The organism is Corallococcus sp. bb12-1 (assembly GCF_026626765.1).
Taxonomy (GTDB): domain Bacteria; phylum Myxococcota; class Myxococcia; order Myxococcales; family Myxococcaceae; genus Corallococcus; species Corallococcus terminator.
Genome location: NZ_JAPNJZ010000002.1, coordinates 1 through 17,522 on the forward strand (window position 1 = coordinate 1; position 17,522 = coordinate 17,522).

A 17,522-nucleotide genomic window follows, 5' to 3' on the forward strand; every position below is an offset into this window, starting at 1 on the left:
AGCCGTCGGGCGGTGTCCCGCGCGTCCACCACCTCCTCCGGCCGGCCGCAGCCCAGCACCGCCACCACCGGCCGTGGATCCGTCGCCTCCAGGCCCAGCCGCCGCCGGGCGTCCTCACGGGACAGCAACGCGGCCGCGTCCAGCAGCAGCCACGGAGAAGTCCGCACCGCGCGCGGATGGTGCGCGAAGGGGGCGTCCTCGCCCGGCACGACGAGCAGGTCGAACGCGTCCACCGCGCGGGCCACGTCGAAGCGCTCCACGTAGACGGGGTTCAAGTCGCGGTGCACCAGCACGCGCGGCGCGCGCACCGTGGGCAGCAGCGCGACCAGCTCTCCCGCGAGGCCCCGTGGAAAGGCGTCCACCACCAGCACGTCCGGCGTCGAGTCCCCGAGCCACGCGGTGACGGCGGCCACCGTGGCCGCCTTGTCCAGGTGCGCCTCCAGGCGGTGCACGGAGGCACCCGGCCCCAGCAGCGACTCCAGGGGCAGGCCGGGCGCGAACGGGCTGTTGGTGAGCACGTCCACCGCATGGCCCCGGGCCACGGCGGCGCGGGTCAGCGCGCAGGCGCGCGTCAGGTGTCCCAGGCCCCCGCCGAGCGCGTACACGCGCCAGTGCTGACGTCGCACGGGCGCTCAGCTCCCGCCCAGGTCCTCCTCGAAGGAGGCGTCGTCCTCGCGGCGCAGGCTCTCGCCGTCGGCCTCGGTGAAGTCGTTCCTGTCGTGGGAGGTGCCGGAGGCGGCCCACGCGTCGCGGCCGTAATAGCCGTAGCCGTCGTAGTAGTAGCTGGGGTCGTCCTCGTCCCAGTCGGTCTCGGAGCCGTCGCGGTTCTCGTCGCCGTTGTCCGCGGTCCGGGCGCACGACACGCACACCGACTCCGCGCCGTCGAGCATGCGCGTGTGCAGCACGCACACCGGCTTCTGGCAGCGCATGCACTGCGTGGAAGCCCCGCGCTCGCACGCGTGGGAGAAGAGGAAGCCGGAGGTCTCCAGGCAGTGTTCGGCGGACGCGAAGGATGGGGACATGGCGGAAGGCTCAGGGCGCAGCGGCGCCAGAGGGGTTCTGGAGTCGGAAGAGCAGGGCCATGCGCAGGGGCAGGTCCAGGGAGTCGAAGCCCAGACACGCGGCGGCTTCAGGGGATACCGGCGTCTTGGTGGCGAGCACCGTCTTGCCCGCCGGGTCACGCAGCGACAGCTTGCCGTCGCGCACCTTCACGCGGAGCGCCTCCGCGCCGGAAGCGCCCTTCACGGACGCGCCCCCACCTTCGGAGGCCACGGTGTTCAGGACGGCGCCCTGCGCGTCGGTGAGCTTCCAGCCGGAGCCCTCGCGCGCGAACGTGTAGCGCACGGCGCCGCGCGCGGAGTCCTTCACCTGGAACACGTCCGGGCCGCCGGTGACGTACGCCAGCACCGCGTCGTCGGGACCGGACACCTTGAGCTCGCCGTCCTTCCACTTGTAGCGGGCCAGCTCCCGGTCCTCGCCGTCCACCAGCTTGGCGCCGTCGTCCTTGGGCTTGAGCGAGAAGCGCTCGCGGTCATCGCCGTCCTTGAACTTGAGCTTGGCGCCGGCCTCCTTCGGCTCCGCTGGGATGGCGGACCTCGCCTGTGTGGGCGGGGCACCTTCGTTCGAGGCGGGAGCGCCCCCTTGCGTACACGCCGGGGCCGCGAGCACACCCACGCCCAGGAGGAACAGGACACGCAGCTTCATGAAGTGGCCCTCGCATCCGAGCGCTTGTGCTGGGAGCTGGAGAAGTTGAGCACCTGGTAGAGGCTCAGGAGCATCATCGTCGCGGTGCGCGACGCGTCGTGCTTCCCGGGTGGCACCACCGGGACCTTGGGCTTGCGGCCCTTGTTGGGAGCCATCGCGAGGGAGGCTGGATTGAAAGCAGGCTTCGGCTCGCGCACGACCCAGTCATGGTCCATCAAGGCGCGCAGCGATAACCGGTCAGCGGCCACGCGGATCCGCGACAGCGTGATGCCCGGGGGCAGGCGCGCGGCCTTCTGAAGCTGTCCGGACATCGCTTCGAGCCCGGGGTGTCGCTCCGCCTTCACGCGCAGCGCCACCTGCATCAGGGCCGTGCCCTTCTGCTTGCGCTTGGTCTTCGTCTTCCCGCGAGCGTTGCGCTGCGTGCGGCTGCGCTTCTGGAGGTACTCCACCATGGACAGGTGCAGGTGCGTGCCGTCCGCGAAGCGTCCCTGCAAGTCCAGCCACGCGTCGGTGAAGTCCTCGCAGCTCCAGCGCCCCTTGGAGCCCTGACCCACGCGCTTGCGCACCTCGTCGTTCGGCGACAGGTCCAGCGTCAGGTCAACGGCCGCGTCCTTCTCCAGGTCCACCTGGAGCCGCTGGAGCAGCGTGGCCACCAGCCCATAGCGCCGGTCCTCCAGGTCCGTCCGGCGGCGGCGCGCGCGCACGATGAACAGCCCCACGGCCAGGGCGATCGGCGCAAGCCCCGACGGCCCCACCACGAAGAGGGACAGCACGCCGACGACCAGCACGACCCAGGCGGCGATCCACAGGGTCTTGCGCGCCGCTTCGGCCTTCTGGTCCAGCTGTCCGATGACCTTCAGGTCCTCCAGCACCTCCGGCACGGGGGCATGGGCCTGGTAGACGAGCGTCTTCTGGAATGCGGAGAGGTCGAGCGCCACGGGGAGGAGCCTTGTTCAGCGGGGACCGTCCAGCGGTCGGCCGCGACCGAGCGTAGGAGGCGCCCCCGGGCAGGTCAAACCGACTGTCGCCGGCCCTGGGCCGCCCGCTGCTTGCCGCGCCGCCGGGCGTAGTGGACCACCTGATAGAGGCTCAGGAGCATCATCGTCGCCGTGCGGGACGCGTCGTCCTTCTCCAGGGCCTGCTTCCAAAAGGCGGGGGTCTCCGGGTCCTCAGGCGCCTTCTGCGCCCGCGCCACCCAATCCCCGGCCAGCCGGACGCGCAGGGACAGCCGGTCCGCCGCGACGCGCACGCGCTCCAACTGGACGCGCGGGGGCAGGCGCGTGGCGTTCGTGGTCTGCCCCTTCAGGGTCCCGAGTCGGGGGTGGCGCTCCGGCTTCACGCGCAGGGACACCTCCAGCCGGGCGAAGCCCTTCGTCTTGGTCTTCTTCTTCGTCTTGCCGCTGGCGCTCGTCTTGTAGCGCTCGCGCTTCTGCCACTTCTCCACCATGCGGATGCGCAGGAACGAGCCATCCGCCAGCCGGGTCTCCAGCGTGAGCCACGGGTCGACGAAGAACTCCGTCCTCCACCACCCCACCATGTCTTGCCTGACGCGCTTCTCCCGCACATCCGGCTGCCGCAGGTCCAGCTTCAGCCGCACCGGCGCATCCGGGGCCAGGTCCACCCGCAGGCGCTGGAGCAGCACGCGCGCCAGGCCATAGCGCCGGTTGTCCAGGTCGCGCGGCTTCAACATGGCGCGCCACAGGAAGAACAAGCCCCCCACGGCGAGCAGCAACAAGCCAAGGAGGAACCCGTTCTTCAAGAGCTGTGCGCCCTGCCACGAGAATGGGACGTCCGAACTCACGGCGCTGGCCCAGGAGGCGTAACAGCACAGCAGGATCAGCGACCCGCCGGGAATCGTGGTGAGCCACGCGGCCGTCGTCAGCGCTCCCAGCTGCTTCTCCGCGCGGGCATCCAGTCGTCCCAGCATCCCCAGGTCTCGCAGCAGTTCCGGAACGGGCGAGTGGGACTGGTAGAGGAAGACGTTGTGGAATCGGGTGATGTTGACCGCCACGGCGGAGGACTCCCCTGCGAGATGTCCGTCGGGCGGACCGCGCTTGGGAGCGTAGGGGGCCGCGTGAAGGACGGTCAAACCGACTGTCGCCGGCCCTCGGCCGCCCGCCGCTTGCCGCGCAGCCGGGCGTAGCGGACCACCTGATAGAGGCTCAGGAGCATCATCGTCGCCGTGCGGGACGCGTCGTCCTTCTCCAGGGCCTCTTCCCAGATGGAGGGAGTCTCCGGGTCGGCGGACGCCTGCTGCGCCTGCGCCACCCAGTCCTTGGCAAGCCGGACACGCAGGGACAGCCGGTCCGCCGCGACGCGCACGCGCTCCAGTTCGACGCGCGAGGGCAGGCGCGTGGCGTTCGTGGCCTGCCCCTTCAGGGCCCCGAGCCCGGGGTGGCGCTCCGGCTTCACACGCAGGGACACCTCCAGCCGGGCGAACCCCTTCAGCTTGAGGATCCGCTTCGTCTTGCCTCTGGCGTTCGTCTTGTGGCGCTCGCGCTTCTGGTGCTTCTCCACCATGCGGATGCGCAGGAACGTGCCATCCGCCAGCCGGGTCTCCAGCAGGAACCACGGGTCGACGAAGAACTCCGTGTTCCACCAGCCCACCATGTCTTGCCTGACGCGCTTCTCCCGCACATCCGGCTGCCGCAAGTCCAGCTTCAGCCGCACGGGTGCATCCGGGGCCAGATCCACCTGCAAGCGCTTGAGGAGCACGCGCGCCAGGCCATAGCGCCGGTTGTCCAGGTCACGCGGCTTCAGCCTGTCGCGCCGCACGAAGAGGAGGAGCCCCACGGCGAGCAGCAGGACGCCGAAGAAGAAGCCGAACTTCAAGAGCAGGATCGCCTGTTCGGAGAGTTCGTCGTCCGCGTTCACGCTGCCGGCCCAGATGCCGTAGGACAGCAGGGCCAGCACCCCGCCGGGAATCGCGGAGAGCCACGCACCCATCGTCAGCGAGCCCAATTGCCTCTCCGCGTGAGCGTCCAGCCCTCCCAGCACCGTCAGGTCTCGCAGCAGCTCCGGCACGGGCGCGCGGGACTGGTAGAGGAAGACGTTGTGGAATCGGGTGATGTTGACCGCCACGGCGGAGGGCTCCTCTGTGATGTCCGTCGGGCGGACCGCGCTGGGGAGCGTAGGGGGCCGCGTGAAGGACGGTCAAACCCGGCCGGGGGCCCTCCGGACTTCCATGCCGGGGGCGGAGGCCCTCATACGGTGGAGCCTCACACGCCGGTGCGGCCCGAGCGGCCCGGAGCCCCCGTTGTTAGTAGACTGGGACGGCCACGGGCGCGAGGTGGACCTTGGATGATGTGAGCAGCAGGAGAGCAGCGTTGAAGCTCATCGCGGCGGCGGGGGTCACCACCGCCGTGGGGTGTTCACGCGCTTCGGACAAAGCAGGGGAGCAAGCCATGGGTCAGCAGCAGGGTGTTCAGCCAGAAGCCGTCATTCGCGTGGATCCGCTCGGGATGGGTCCGTGGCGGACGCCGGATCCGTTTCTCTTCTGCGTGCACCACGACGACCGGTATCCCGCGGGCAACGAGCGCTTTGGCCCCGCGGCCCCGCTGACGGGGCGCGACATCGGGCAGGACTTCGCTGGGCGGGACGGCTGGAACATGTATCACGGCTCCGTGGTGCCGGGCTTCCCGCAGCACCCGCACCGGGGCTTCGAGACGGTGACCATCGTGCGCAACGGTCTCATCGACCATTCCGATTCGCTGGGCGCGGCGGCGCGCTTTGGCGGCGGGGACGTGCAGTGGCTCACGGCGGGCAGTGGCATCAACCACTCGGAGATGTTTCCCCTGCTCCGCTCCGACACGCCGAACCCCCTGGAGCTGTTCCAGATCTGGCTCAACCTGCCGCGCGCGAGCAAGCACGTGGAGCCGCACTTCTCCATGCTCTGGAACCAGACCATCCCCCGGCACGTGGCGAAGGACGACGCGGGGCGCGCCACGGAGGTCACCGTGGTCGCTGGCCGGCTGGACGACGTGAAGGCGCCGCCGCCGCCGCCGAAGTCATGGGCCGCGCACGCCGACGCGGACGTGGCCATCTGGACGCTCAAGCTGGAGCCTGGCGCGCGCTGGACGCTGCCGGCGGCGGCCAAGGGCACGCACCGCATGCTGTACTTCTTCCGGGGCTCCGCGCTGCGAGTGGGCGGCCGGGACATCCCGCCGTCGCGAGCCATCGAGCTGCGCGCCGACGTGAGCGTGGCGCTGGAGAACGGCGCGGACGTGACGGAGCTGCTGATGCTCCAGGGGCGTCCCATCGGCGAGCCGGTCGTGCAGTACGGGCCGTTCGTGATGAACACGCGGCAGGAGATCCAGCAGGCCTTCGCGGACTACCAGCGCACCGGCTTCGGCGGCTGGCCGTGGCCGAATCCCGACCCGGTCCACGGACGCGAGGAAGGGCGCTTCGCCCGCCACGCGGACGGCCACATCGAACGGCCGGCCTGAGGGCGCGCGGCCATCACCTGCCCCCCGCGCGCTGGGCCTGTTCCAGCCCGTCCTGGCAGTCGACGTTCGCGGGGTCCAGGCGGAGGCACTCGCTGAAGGCCCCTTCCGCCTTTCGAGGGTCGGCTTCGCGTACGAAGAGGACTCCCAGGTGCAAGTGGGCGTGCGTGTGCTCCGGGTTGTAGCGAAGGGCCTGGAGCAGGTGTGCCTTTGCCTTCGCCAGGTCGCCCCGAGACAGCGCGATGAGGCCCTTGGTGGCCCACAGGTCGGCGGACAGGGGCGAGAACTCCAGTGCCAGGTCGCAGTACGTCTCCGCGGTGTCCAGGTGGCCCTCGCGCAGTTCCTGGACACACTGCGCACGGGGGTCACGCTCGTATCCGCACGGAAAGGCCTTCGGTTCGTGCGCGCATCCCGTGAGGAGCAGCGCGCAGACACCGGCCACGACCGAACGCATCGAGGACAGACAGGGCTCCTTGCCGTGCCAGCCGGGAACTCGAGGACCGGGGATTAGGACATCCGAGGCGGAAACAGTCAGCGCGTCGCTCACGGAGTCTTCGGCTTGGGGGGCTCCCAGGTGAACTGGGCGGACGGGGCCTTCACGGCCTTCGCATCCTTCATGAGGAAGCCCTCTTCGCGTTTCGCCGCGCGGTCGAGCGCGGGCCGCAGTGCCTTGGGAATGGGCAGCAGGACGCCGACGACGAACTTGTTTCCGCGACACATCTCACCGGCGTAGCCGAACGCGATGCGCACGGCGACCTTGTCGCCCTCGACGTGATGGAACGCGACCGAGCGCTTCACCGAGTCGAGCCCGTATTCAAAGCCGACGCAGTCCTCGCCGGGCCCCAGGCCTTCCAGCAGGGACTCCACCGTCGTGGCGTTCTTGAAAGCCTCTTCGTCGTCGACGTGCTTGCGCACGAAGCCGTCCGCCTTGAGGGCCTGGAGCACGTCCTTCTCCGCGAACACGTCGAGCAGTGAGAAGCCGTCCTTGCCCTTCGTCACGTCCTGGGTGACGTAGTTCGTGTACGCATACGGATGCGCGCCGCCGGTGTAGCCCGAACCTGACTGTTCGTAGCTCACCCATGGACCGACCACGGACAGGATGTTGATGGATTGGGAGCCGTCCCAATCGGACACATCCGTCCCGGGCTCGGCCTCGAAGTCGGCGAGGAACGCGGCCTTGCGCGACTGGAGGCCGAACACCTCCTTGTTGCCACGAAGCCCGCGCAGGTCCCTGGGGGACTGCACGAACGTCACGTCCGTGCCGGTCACCTTCCACATGCGCGACTCGGCCGGAGCAGAAGCAGGAGCCGCGACCAGCGCCACCATCACCACGGAACTCATGAACATGCGCGCCATCTTGCATGAACGTCCGGGGCGGATGCGATGGGCTCCTGGGGGCGGAGGGATGTCAGACGTGTGCCCTTTGCTGCCGCGAATTCCCAGGAGCGCGCATGCGGATGCAAGGACGTGGGGCGGTGAGCGATGACATGGAGGAAGCGCTGCGCCGGTCATCATCCCGACAGGAACGAAGATGGCCACTCCGCTCCGAGGTCTTGCTGGTGAGCCTGGCGCTGTGGGCCACGGCCTGCGTTTCAGTGCCTGAGCGCGGGAGCCACCTGCGCCAGGCGTCGCACGTGTCGTCTGGGTCCGCGTGGCCTTCCTCTTCCCGCGCATCCACGGGTTCGCTCGCGGAGTCACACCGCCAGCGCCCCAGAGACGAGCAGGACACAACGCAGACGCGGCAGGCAGTGCTCGATGCCATCGCCGAAGTGAAATCGTCCACGGGCAGCTTCTCCCGCTCGATTCCCAAGCTCGCGGCGTACCAGTCGCACGACGTCTTCACCCGTTACATCGCCTACGGCTCCAACCAACTGCCATGGCTCCAGGGTGCGCTGGGCAGTGCCACCCTGCTCGCGAACACCGCCGGGTCGGTCGAGGACGCGGACATGGAGGTGGCCCTGCTCCAGATGACGGGCCCACGTCTCCAGGCCGCCATGTCGGGCGCCATGTTGCTCGCGGCCTGGCTCGACTTCCTCCAGCTCGCGGACGTCGTGCGCGAACAGTGTCCCTTCTACAGCCCCGAGCAGCTGTTCGTGGACATGGACCGCGTGCAGAAAGTGATCGAGCCGTCGATGATGGCGCTCGCGTCGATGGAGCCCGGTCAGGTCGAGGCCACCGCACGCGCACTTCCCGGTGTGATGGCGCAGCTCACCCGCGAGTTTCACTCCATCCGTGAGGGGGCGCGCATGGCGTCGGAGCGCGCCGGCAAGGTCATCGCGGTGGCGCAGTTCATGGAGATGCTCACGATGGTCTCTACCCTGAGGATGTCGCTGCCAAGGCTTCCACCCGCGGCGCCCGCCACGCTGGGCATGGGCCTCGTGATGAGCTCAAGCGGAGTGATGACGGGCACACGGCTGGTCGTCTCCGCCGAATGGGTGGAGAGGATGCGCAGGCTCGTGCAGACGGGCGTCATCTCCGCTCCCGCCGTCAGCTCCGCCGTTCGCATCCACGCCGGTCAGGTACTGATGGCCCAGTCGAACCGGGACCTGCCACGGGGCGTGCTCGATGCGCTGGGCGACAGTCCCGAAGTGCGCGCCATGCACGAAACCGGCAGGGCCGGAGCCGGCATGTCCGACGCGCCGAAGCACCACGTCCTGCCCCAAGAGCACCGTGAGTGGTTCGAGCGGCGAGGGTTCAAGGGGGCCATGAGCATCGACCAGTTCTGCGTCAGGATGGAGCAGGCGCAGCACGAGGCGATTCACGGTGGGGGCGACTGGCGGCTGGGACGAATGTGGGCCGGTGAGTGGAACAGGATGATCATGAAGACGCTGCGCGCCGCAGAGAGCAGGGCTGGCCGGATGTTGACGCGCAATGAGATCCTGAACATCGTCGCGGAGAGCATGGAGGAGTATAAAGTCCCGATGAGGTTCATCTCGTGGAGAAGGCGATGAGCGAGGATCGGTCCTGGCAGGGAAACTGGAAGGCTCGCCTGCATGACCGGGTCCGCGAACTCGGTTTCACTTCGCTCACCGCCTTTGCCAATGCGCGCCCAACGGCATCGTTGGTGGCCTTGGCGGAAGAGCTCGGCAAGGACGACATCGCAGGGGTCCAGATTTTGAGCGGGCTGCTTGCGGAGGCGGAACAGCGAAAGCAGGTCGCTCGCTTCGAGCGCGATGTGCTCGCCCGAATGTTGTCTCAGAGCCTTCCCGACGGTTGGCCGATGATGATGGATGACGCCAATCGCTTCGCGGTCGCCAAGGCACTCGGTCGCTGGAGTGCCTACACGCCGGAGGCTCACGAGGAGCGCATCAGTCGGGCCGGCGATGCGCTGCTAGCGCACCCGCCGCCAGCCGGATGGCGCCCGCTCGGTCCCGATGACGACATCCTGCGAATGCTGCTACCGGACGAGGAGACCTGACCGTGACAGCAGGGCCACGGAAAAGCGGGCTACTTCGCCCCATCGAACTGCAGAGATACCGTGTGAGTCGTGTCCGGCGCATCCGCACGAAGAGCGCCAAGTCCAGCAGGGGCAGAGCGACCAAGGGATGTCAGACATGAGCCCATTGCTGCCGCGAATTCCCAGGAGCACGCATGCGGATGCAGGGGCGTGGGATAACGATCGATGGTTTGGAGTCATCGTTTCGTCGGGGACGCAGGGAGCCCCTCCGCTCCGAGGTCTTGCTGGTGAGCCTCGCGCTGTGGACCACGGCCTGCGCTTCCGTGCCTGAACGCGGAAGCCACCTGTACCAGGCGTCGCACGTGTCGTCTGGGCCCGCGTGGCCTTCCTCTTCCCGCGCATCCACGGGTTCGCTCGCGGAGTCACACCGCCAGCGCCCCAGAGACGAGCAGGACACCACGCAGACCCGGCAGGCAGTGCTCGCTGCCATCGCCGAAGTGAAATCGGCCACGGGCACCTTCTCCCGCGCGATTCCCAAGCTCGCGGCGTACCAGTCGCACGACGTCTTCACCCGCTACATCGCCTACGGCTCCAACCAACTGCCATGGCTCCAGGGCGCGCTGGGCAGTGCCACCCTGCTCGCGAACACCGCCCAGGCGGTCGAGGATGCGGACATGGAGGTGGCCCTGCTCCGGATGACGGGCCCACGTCTCCAGGCCGCCATGTCGGGCGCCATGTTGCTCGCGGCCTGGCTCGACTTCCTGCACCTCGCGGACGTCGTGCGCGAACAGTGTCCCTTCTACAGCCCCGAGCAGCTGTTCGTGGACATGGACCGCGTGCAGAAAGTGATCGAGCCGTCGATGCTGGCGCTCGCGTCGATGGAGCCCGGGCAGGTCGAGGCCACCGCACGCGCGCTTCCCGGCGTGATGGCGCAGCTCACCCGCGAGTTCCACTCCATCCGCGAAGGCACGCGCATGGCGTCGGAGCGCGCCGGCAAGGTCATCGCGGTGGCGCAGTTCATGGAGATGCTCACGATGGTCTCCACCCTGGGGATGTCGCTGCCAAGGCTCCCACCTGCGGCGCCCGCCACGCTGGGTATGGGCCTCGTGATGAGCTCAGGCGGAGTGATGACGGGCACACGGCTGGTCGTCTCCGCCGAATGGGTGGAGATGATGCGCAGGCTCGTCCAGGCGGGCGTCATCTCCGCTCCCGCCGTCAGCTCCGCCGTTCGCATCCACGCCGGTCAGGTGCTGATGGCGCAGTCGAACCGGGACCTGCCACAGGGCGTTCTCGACGCGCTGGGCGACAGTCCCGAAGTGCGCGCCATGCACGAAACCGGCAGGGCCGGAGCCGGCATGTCCGACGCGCCGAAGCACCACGTCCTGCCACAAGAACACCGTGAGTGGTTCGAGAAGCGCGGCTTCAAGGGCGCCATGAGCATCGACCAGTTCTGCGTCAGGATGGAGCAGGCGCACCATGAGGCGATTCATGGTGGGGGCAATTGGCGACTGGGGCGAATATGGGCCGGTGAGTGGAACCAGATGATCATGAAACTCTTGCACGAGGCCGAGACCCAGGCTGGCCGACAATTGGCGCGGAATGAGGTCTTGAAGCTCGTCGCGTTGCGAATGAAGTTCTATGACATCCCCATGAACTTCACTCTCGGGAGGAAACGATGACCGACGGACGTTCCTGGGAGGGCAATTGGAGGGTTCGCCTGCATGAGCGAGTGCGCGAGCGGGGGTACACATCACTCACCGCCTTCGCCGAGGCACGCCCACGCGTGTCGCTGGTGTCGCTGGCAGAGGAACTTGGCCCGGACGACGTCGCTGGAGTGCAGATACTGCGTGGGCTGTTCGCTGAGGCGAAGCACCACAAGCAGGTCACGCGCATTGTACGTGACGTGCTTGTGCGCGGCTTTGCCGAAGGGCTTCCCAACGGTTGGCCTGCGGTCCTGGACGACTCCACCCGCTTCGAGGTGGCCGTGGTTCTCAGCAGTTGGTACGCCGACACCCCAGAGCCTTATGACGAGCGCGCTAGGCAGGCCGGCGCTGCGCTCCTCGCCCATCCGCCTCCGCCTGGCTGGCGCCCGCTCAGTCCAGACGACGAACTCCTTCGCACGCTCCTACCGGACGAGGAGACCTGACCGCGACAGCACACCAATGGGCTTGTTATCGGAAGGCGATGTACCGCACGGATCCCCCGAAGAGGTGACTGGAGAAGGCGATGACCGACGGACGGCCCTGGGAGGGCAACGCGAGGGTCCGCTTGGCGGTGCAGGTGTTGAGTGGCCTGCTCACCGAAGCGGAGCGGAACAAGAAGGTCACGCGTCTTGTGCGCGATGTACTTGTGCGCGAGTTCTCCGAAGGACTCCCTGCCGGTTGGCCCGCCATGCTGGACGACGCAAGACGTTTTGAAGTCGCCAAGGTTTTGGGCATGTGGTCCGCCTACACCCCCGAGACCTACGACGAGCGCGTCATGAGAGCCGGCGAATCGTTGCTCGCCCATCCGCCTCCAGCCGGCTGGCGCCCACTGAGCCCTGACGACGAACTCCTGCGCACGCTCCTCCCAGACGAAGAGACCTGACCCAGCCCCCCTCCCCGTTTGCCGTCGCGCCCCCATCGCGCTAGCACTCCGTGCCGTGTCCTCCGGAATCGTCTACGCGTCCTTCGACCGCTTCCCCGCCCCCAAGGGCGCGGCCGTGCACATCCGGGCCTTCGTGGAGGCCCTGGGCGCCGCGTTCGGCCCCATGGACCTCGTGGCCATTGGTGACGCTCCCGGCGCCCCCGCACCCACCCTGCACGGCAACGTCACCTACCACCCGCTGGGCGCACGGGGAAAAGACCTCGTCGCCCAGGCGCTCACCTTCCGCGCGCACCTGGGCGCGTGGTGGCAGGGCCGTCCGCGCGCGAAGGTCGTGCACGTGCGCTCCATCTTCGAGGGCTACCCCATCGCCCGGCGCAAGGCGTCCCTCACCGACGCCCTCGTGTACGAGGTCAACGGCCTGCCCTCCATCGAACTCAAGTACCACCACCCGGACGTCGCGGACGACGCGGAGCTCATGGGCAAGCTGCTCGCGCAGGAGGACGCCTGCCTCCAGGCCGCGGACCTGCTCGTCACCCCCAGCGCCGTCACCGCGGAGCACCTCCTCTCGCGCGGCGCGGACCCTTCACGCCTGCGCGTCATCCCCAACGGCGTGGACCTGGACGTGTTCCGCTACGCCTCCCCACGCGCCCCCGAACCCGGCCGCCCCATCCGCCTGCTCTACAGCGGCACGATGACGGCGTGGCAGGGCGTGCACCACGCGCTGGACGCCTGCCGGCTGCTGCTGCGCGACCTGCCCGTGGTCCTCACGCTGGTGGGCCCCCTGCGCAAGCACGCGCGCCGCGCCCTCCTGGACCGGTGCGGCGACCTGCTCCTCCAGGGCTCCGTGGAGCTGCTGGAGCCCCTGCCCCAGCAGGAGCTCGCCTCACTGCACCACGCCTGTGACGCCGTGCTCGTCCCCCTGCCGGTGAACGACCGCAACTGCGTGCAGGGCTGCTGCCCGCTGAAGCTGCTGGAGGCCATGGCCACCGGCACGCCCGTCATCGCCAGCGACCTGCCCGTGGTGCGCTGCCTCGCGGAGGACACCGAAGTCCTCCGCATCCGCCCGGGCTCGCCCAAGGCCATCGCCGAAGCGGTGAAGAGCCTCCTCGCCACCCCTGGCCTCGGCGCCTCCCTCAGCGCCCACGCCCGCGCCCGCGTGGAGCGCGACTTCCCCTGGGGCCGCGCTCAAGAAGCCCTGGTGAACGCCTACGCGGACGACCTGGGCCTCGCGCGCGCCAGCACCCGCTCCAGCACCGCGGCCTCCGCGTCCGCCTGAAAGCGCGCCTCGATGCGCTCGCGGGCCGCCCGGCCCATCGCCTCGCGCTCCGACGCCGGCATCCCCAGCACGTCCAGGCACGCCTGCCCCAGGTGGTTCAACAGCGCCTTGGGCACGAGGAAGCCGTTCTTCCCGCTGTCCACCGCCTCCGGGATGCCGCCCGCGTCGCTCGCGATGACCGGCCGCGCGCACGCCATCGCCTCCAGCAGCGCGTTGGGCATTCCCTCCCACAGCGACGGCTGCAGATAGACATCACACAGGCGCAGGTGCTCCGCGATGAGCGCGGGCGACTCCAGCGCGCCGGAGATGACGATGCGCGCCGCGTCTTCCGGATGCTCCGTCCGGTAGGCCACCAGGTGCTCGGCATCGCGAGCGCGCACCTCGCCAATCACAAGCAGGCACGCGGGCCGCACGCGCCGCACCTCGGTGAGCGCGGAGAGCAGGAACGGCAGCCCCTTCTTGTGGCGCAGCTCTCCGGAGAACCCCAGCACCGCCTCGCCCGCCGCGATGCCCAGCCTCTCCCGCAGGGCCACATCCCCGGGCCCCGGTGAGAACAGCGCCGTGTCCACCGCGTTGGGGATGACCTCCACGCCCGGGTCGCGCCCCAGCAGCATCGCCATCTTCCGGCCCAGGTCCGCGGACGCCGCCGTCAGCACGTCCGCGCGCTGGAGCGTCCAGAGCAGGCGGGCGAAGTCCCCCGGCGGGAACATGAGCTGATCCACGTCGTTGCCCCGCGCGCTGAGCACGGACGCCAGGCCCGCGCTCTGCGCGAACACCACCGCGAGGAACCCCGGCGGGTACAGGTAGTGCCCCCACACCAGGTCATACTTCCGCCGCCCGTGCAGGTGGCCGAGCACATCCAGCGTGTGCTGCATGGACAGGTCCGCCGCGCCGAACAAACCCAACCGGTGCAGCGTCACACCCTTGGCGAACGGCGACACCTCGCCCGCGTCCTCCACCGTCTCCAACGCCCCCGGTGACGCCGTGCGCGTCCAGGCGACCACGTCCACGCGTGCGCCCAGCCGTACGAGCGAGCCCGCGGTGCGCGCGCCGCTGCGCGCCAGCCCTCCGATGTCGGGGGGAAAGCGCTCGGCGAGGAGGAGGACGCGGGGACCGGAAGCCATGACGAAATCCTACCCATCCCGCGCACCGGCAGGCGGGGAACCGTGGGGGATGAATGTCGATGGGCGTCCCGTTGCAACGCCCAATCCATGACGCAACCCCCTCCCTCCGAATCCCTCTCCCCCGACGCCTCCCCCTCGGTCCCAGGGTTCAGGGGCTTCCTCGCCTCCCTGTGGCTGGCCGTGCGCGGATCCACCGAGGACCTGGCGACGGGGCCCGTGGACCGCGCCTTCCTGCTCCTCTCCGTGCCCATGGTGCTGGAGATGGTGATGGAGTCCGTCTTCGCGCTGGTGGACGTGGTCTTCGTCTCCCGCCTGGGCGCGGACGCCATCGCCACCGTGGGCCTCACCGAGTCCGTGCTCACGCTCTACCAGACCCTGCCGCTGGGGCTCGCCATCGGCGCCACCGCGCTCATCGCCCGCCGCGTCGGACAGAAGGACACCGAACGCGCCGGGCGCACCGCCGTGCAGGCCCTGGGACTGGGATTGGCCCTGTCCATCCCCCTGGGCATCCTGGGCGCCGTGTTCGCGCGCCCCATCCTGCTGGCGCTGGGCGCGGCCCCGGGCGTGCTGGAGCACGGCGTGCCCTACGCGCGGCTGATGCTGGCCAGCTTCCCCCTCATCATGCTGCTGTTCCTCAACAGCGCCGTCCTGCGCGGCGCCGGCGACGCGACCACCTCCATGCGCGCGCTGTGGCTGGCCAACACCGTCAACATCGTGCTCGCGCCGCTGTTCATCTTCGGCCTGGGGCCCGTGCCCGCCATGGGTGTGCTTGGCGCCGCGGTGGCCACCACCGTGGGCCGCGCCACCGGCGTCGCGTACCAGTTGCACCGCCTGCTGAAGGGCAACGGACGTCTGGAACTGCGCGCCCGTCACCTGTGCGTGGAGGGGGACACGCTGCGCTCGCTCCTGAAGCTGTCCGGCGGCGCCACGCTCCAGTACCTGCTGACCATGTCCAGCTGGCTCATCCTGATGCGCATCATGGCCACCTTCGGCAGCGCGGCGCTCGCGGGCTACACCCTGGCCATGCGCGTCCTGCTCTTCGCGCAGCAGCCGTCCTGGGGCCTGAGCCACGCGGCGGGCACGCTCGTGGGCCAGAGCCTGGGCGCGGGCGACACCGACCGCGCCGAACGCGCCGCGTGGCGCGCCAGCTTCTACACGCTCGGCTTCCTCGCCGTGGTCGCGGTGGGCTTCCTCGCCTTCGCGGATCCGCTCATCCACGCCCTCACCCCCGACCCGGAGGTGGGCCTGCATGCCACGCGCTGCCTGCGCATCGTCAGCTGCAGCCTGGCCCTGTATGCCTTTGTCACCGTGCTGCCCCATGCCTTCAACGGCGCGGGGGACACCACCACCCCCACGCTGACGAACCTCGTCTTCTGCTGGGGCCTCCAACTGCCCCTCGCGTGGTTTCTCGCCATCCTCATGGGGTGGGGACCGTCCGGCGTGTTCGCATCCATCGCCATCACTTATGGCGCACTGGGGCTGGCCAGCGCGGCCCTCTTCCGGCGCGGGCAGTGGAAGCTGCGCCACGTCTGAAAGCCAGACGCCAGCCGGAGGCCCGACGCCGGCAGCGGACACTCCGCATGGCCCAGAGGCTGAGTTGAAAGCGCTCGCCCATGTGCCGACTTTCCCGGAACTCCCGCAGCGGATGGAGCGCCCCTGGCGCCTCCAGACGCCAGGCGCTCCCGACATCCCGGAGCCGCCCCCACGCGCCGCTGCTGGAGTCGGGGGTGAAACGGTCGAGGGGAAGGGGCGGTTACACACATGGCGGGCAGCGAACGGCTGGGCGTGGCGATTGTGGGGTTGGGCGGGGCGGTGGCTACGACAGCAGTGGCGGGGATGGAGTTGTTGCGACGGGGCCGGGTGGACACGCGAGGGTTGCCGCTCGCGGGCGCGAAGGACATGGGCCTCACCGAGTACGGCGCGCTGACGTTTGGCGGCTGGGATCTGTTCGAGGAGGACCTGGAGAAGGCGGCACGCAACCACGCGGTGCTGACCGACAGCCAGATGGAAGCGGTGGCACCCGTGCTCCGGGGCATGCGGCCCTGGCCCGCGGCCTCCAACGCGAAGTTCTGCAAGAACGTCGTCGGCACGGCGACGAAGAAGACGCGCGGACTGCGCGAGCAGGTGCAGGCCATCCGCGAGGACCTCACCCGCTTCAAGAAGGAGCAGGGCCTGGAGCGCGTGGTGGTGGTGAACCTGGCCTCCACGGAGAAGAGCGTGGACCTCACCCGGCCGGAGTTCGCCACGCCGGAGTCCTTCGAGAAGGCCCTGGACGCGAACGACGCGGAGATTGGCCCCGCCATGCTCTACGCCTACGCGGCCATCGTGGACGGCATCCCGTTCGCCAACTTCACGCCCAGCGTCGCCGCGGACGTGCCCGCGCTGCTGGAGCTGGCCAGGCGCACCGGCGCACCCATCGCCGGCAAGGATGGCAAGACGGGGCAGACGCTGCTCAAGACGGTGCTCGCGCCCGCCCTGCGCGACCGCGCGCTGCACGTGGATGGCTGGTACTCCACCAACATCCTGGGCAACCGCGACGGTGAGGCCCTCAACGACCCGGCGTCGAAGCAGAACAAGCTCGACACCAAGGGCGCGGCCCTGGACAGCATCCTTGGCTACAAGGTCCAGGACCACATCGTGCAGATCCAGTACTACCGCCCGCGCGGGGACAACAAGGAGGCCTGGGACAACATCGACGTGACGGGCTTCCTGGGGCAGCCCATGCAGATCAAGCTCAACTTCCTCTGCAAGGACTCCATCCTCGCTGCGCCGCTCGTCGTGGAGCTGGCCCGCACGCTGGACCTGGCGAAGCGCCGGGGTGAGGGCGGCGTCATCGACGCGCTGGGGTGTTTCTTCAAGGCGCCCATGTCGCCCGACGGCCAGCCCGTCGAACACGCCATGGCCGAACAGCAGCGCCGCCTGATGACCTGGCTGTCCAAGGGCCGCACACGCCAGGCCGAACATCCCCCCGAACGCCTCAGGGGCTGAAACCC

At 69.4% G+C, this 17,522-nt stretch carries 17 protein-coding genes and 1 pseudogene; 9 read left to right on the plus strand and 9 right to left on the minus strand.

Annotation, left to right across the window (positions count from 1 at the left end):
* The 6 genes and pseudogenes from OV208_RS05735 to OV208_RS05760 form a co-directional block, all read right to left on the minus strand.
* A pseudogene (locus OV208_RS05735) lies at positions 1 to 626 on the minus strand (hypothetical protein); the annotation flags it as partial.
* A gap of 6 nt (positions 627 to 632) precedes the next feature.
* The gene (locus OV208_RS05740) at positions 633 to 1,022 is read right to left on the minus strand and encodes a hypothetical protein (RefSeq protein WP_267572824.1); all 390 of its coding nucleotides are present in this window, start codon (positions 1,020 to 1,022) and stop codon (positions 633 to 635) included.
* 10 nt (positions 1,023 to 1,032) lie between these two features.
* Positions 1,033 to 1,704 carry a hypothetical protein gene (locus tag OV208_RS05745; protein WP_267572825.1) on the minus strand — a complete coding sequence of 224 codons (672 nt, stop codon included), beginning with the start codon at positions 1,702 to 1,704 and terminating at the stop codon, positions 1,033 to 1,035.
* Positions 1,701 to 2,642 carry a hypothetical protein gene (locus OV208_RS05750; protein ID WP_267572826.1) on the minus strand — a complete coding sequence of 314 codons (942 nt, stop codon included), beginning with the start codon at positions 2,640 to 2,642 and terminating at the stop codon, positions 1,701 to 1,703. The genes OV208_RS05745 and OV208_RS05750 overlap by 4 nt, the downstream gene beginning before the upstream one ends.
* 74 nt (positions 2,643 to 2,716) lie before the next feature.
* The gene (locus OV208_RS05755; RefSeq protein WP_267572827.1) at positions 2,717 to 3,715 is read right to left on the minus strand and encodes a hypothetical protein; all 999 of its coding nucleotides are present in this window, start codon (positions 3,713 to 3,715) and stop codon (positions 2,717 to 2,719) included.
* Positions 3,716 to 3,789: 74 nt separating this feature from the next.
* The gene (locus OV208_RS05760; RefSeq protein ID WP_267572828.1) at positions 3,790 to 4,785 is read right to left on the minus strand and encodes a hypothetical protein; all 996 of its coding nucleotides are present in this window, start codon (positions 4,783 to 4,785) and stop codon (positions 3,790 to 3,792) included.
* Positions 4,786 to 5,108: 323 nt separating this feature from the next.
* On the opposite strand from OV208_RS05760, the gene OV208_RS05765 reads away from it, so the two are divergent.
* Positions 5,109 to 6,149, plus strand: coding sequence for a pirin family protein (locus tag OV208_RS05765; protein ID WP_267572829.1), 1,041 nt, complete (start codon positions 5,109 to 5,111; stop codon positions 6,147 to 6,149).
* Positions 6,150 to 6,162: 13 nt separating this feature from the next.
* Here the strand turns inward: OV208_RS05765 and OV208_RS05770 are convergent, their stop codons facing one another.
* Both OV208_RS05770 and OV208_RS05775 read right to left on the minus strand, forming a co-directional pair.
* Positions 6,163 to 6,600 carry a tetratricopeptide repeat protein gene (locus OV208_RS05770; protein WP_267572830.1) on the minus strand — a complete coding sequence of 146 codons (438 nt, stop codon included), beginning with the start codon at positions 6,598 to 6,600 and terminating at the stop codon, positions 6,163 to 6,165.
* Positions 6,601 to 6,689: 89 nt separating this feature from the next.
* A complete protein-coding gene (locus tag OV208_RS05775) occupies positions 6,690 to 7,493 on the minus strand; it encodes a hypothetical protein (RefSeq protein ID WP_267572831.1) in 804 nt (267 codons plus the stop codon).
* 287 nt (positions 7,494 to 7,780) lie between these two features.
* On the opposite strand from OV208_RS05775, the gene OV208_RS05780 reads away from it, so the two are divergent.
* The 6 genes from OV208_RS05780 to OV208_RS05805 all read left to right on the plus strand — a co-directional run bounded on the left by OV208_RS05780 (position 7,781) and on the right by OV208_RS05805 (position 13,405).
* Positions 7,781 to 9,097, plus strand: coding sequence for a DUF2380 domain-containing protein (locus OV208_RS05780; protein ID WP_324291348.1), 1,317 nt, complete (start codon positions 7,781 to 7,783; stop codon positions 9,095 to 9,097).
* Positions 9,094 to 9,564, plus strand: coding sequence for an NUDIX hydrolase (locus OV208_RS05785; protein ID WP_267573169.1), 471 nt, complete (start codon positions 9,094 to 9,096; stop codon positions 9,562 to 9,564). Before OV208_RS05780 ends, OV208_RS05785 begins: the two co-directional genes overlap by 4 nt.
* 266 nt (positions 9,565 to 9,830) lie before the next feature.
* On the plus strand, positions 9,831 to 11,222 hold the full coding sequence (locus OV208_RS05790) for a DUF2380 domain-containing protein (RefSeq protein ID WP_267572832.1): 1,392 nt from the start codon (positions 9,831 to 9,833) through the stop codon (positions 11,220 to 11,222).
* Positions 11,219 to 11,689: an NUDIX hydrolase gene (locus OV208_RS05795; RefSeq protein WP_267572833.1), complete on the plus strand. Its 471-nt coding sequence runs from the start codon at positions 11,219 to 11,221 to the stop codon at positions 11,687 to 11,689. Before OV208_RS05790 ends, OV208_RS05795 begins: the two co-directional genes overlap by 4 nt.
* A gap of 80 nt (positions 11,690 to 11,769) precedes the next feature.
* On the plus strand, positions 11,770 to 12,129 hold the full coding sequence (locus OV208_RS05800) for an NUDIX hydrolase (RefSeq protein ID WP_267572834.1): 360 nt from the start codon (positions 11,770 to 11,772) through the stop codon (positions 12,127 to 12,129).
* 55 nt (positions 12,130 to 12,184) lie between these two features.
* Entirely contained in the window at positions 12,185 to 13,405 is a 1,221-nt protein-coding gene (locus OV208_RS05805; RefSeq protein WP_267572835.1) for a glycosyltransferase family 4 protein, read from the plus strand.
* Here OV208_RS05805 and OV208_RS05810 read toward each other — a convergent pair.
* Complete coding sequence (locus OV208_RS05810; protein ID WP_267572836.1) at positions 13,336 to 14,529, minus strand: glycosyltransferase; 1,194 nt, start codon at positions 14,527 to 14,529, stop codon at positions 13,336 to 13,338. The two genes, OV208_RS05805 and OV208_RS05810, sit on opposite strands and share 70 nt — an antisense overlap.
* A gap of 180 nt (positions 14,530 to 14,709) precedes the next feature.
* On the opposite strand from OV208_RS05810, the gene OV208_RS05815 reads away from it, so the two are divergent.
* Entirely contained in the window at positions 14,710 to 16,062 is a 1,353-nt protein-coding gene (locus tag OV208_RS05815) for an MATE family efflux transporter (RefSeq protein ID WP_267572837.1), read from the plus strand.
* Positions 16,063 to 16,290: 228 nt separating this feature from the next.
* Positions 16,291 to 17,517 (plus strand): inositol-3-phosphate synthase, encoded by a 1,227-nt coding sequence (locus tag OV208_RS05820; protein ID WP_267572838.1) that lies wholly within the window; start codon positions 16,291 to 16,293, stop codon positions 17,515 to 17,517.
* The last annotated feature ends 5 nt before the right edge of the window (positions 17,518 to 17,522 follow it).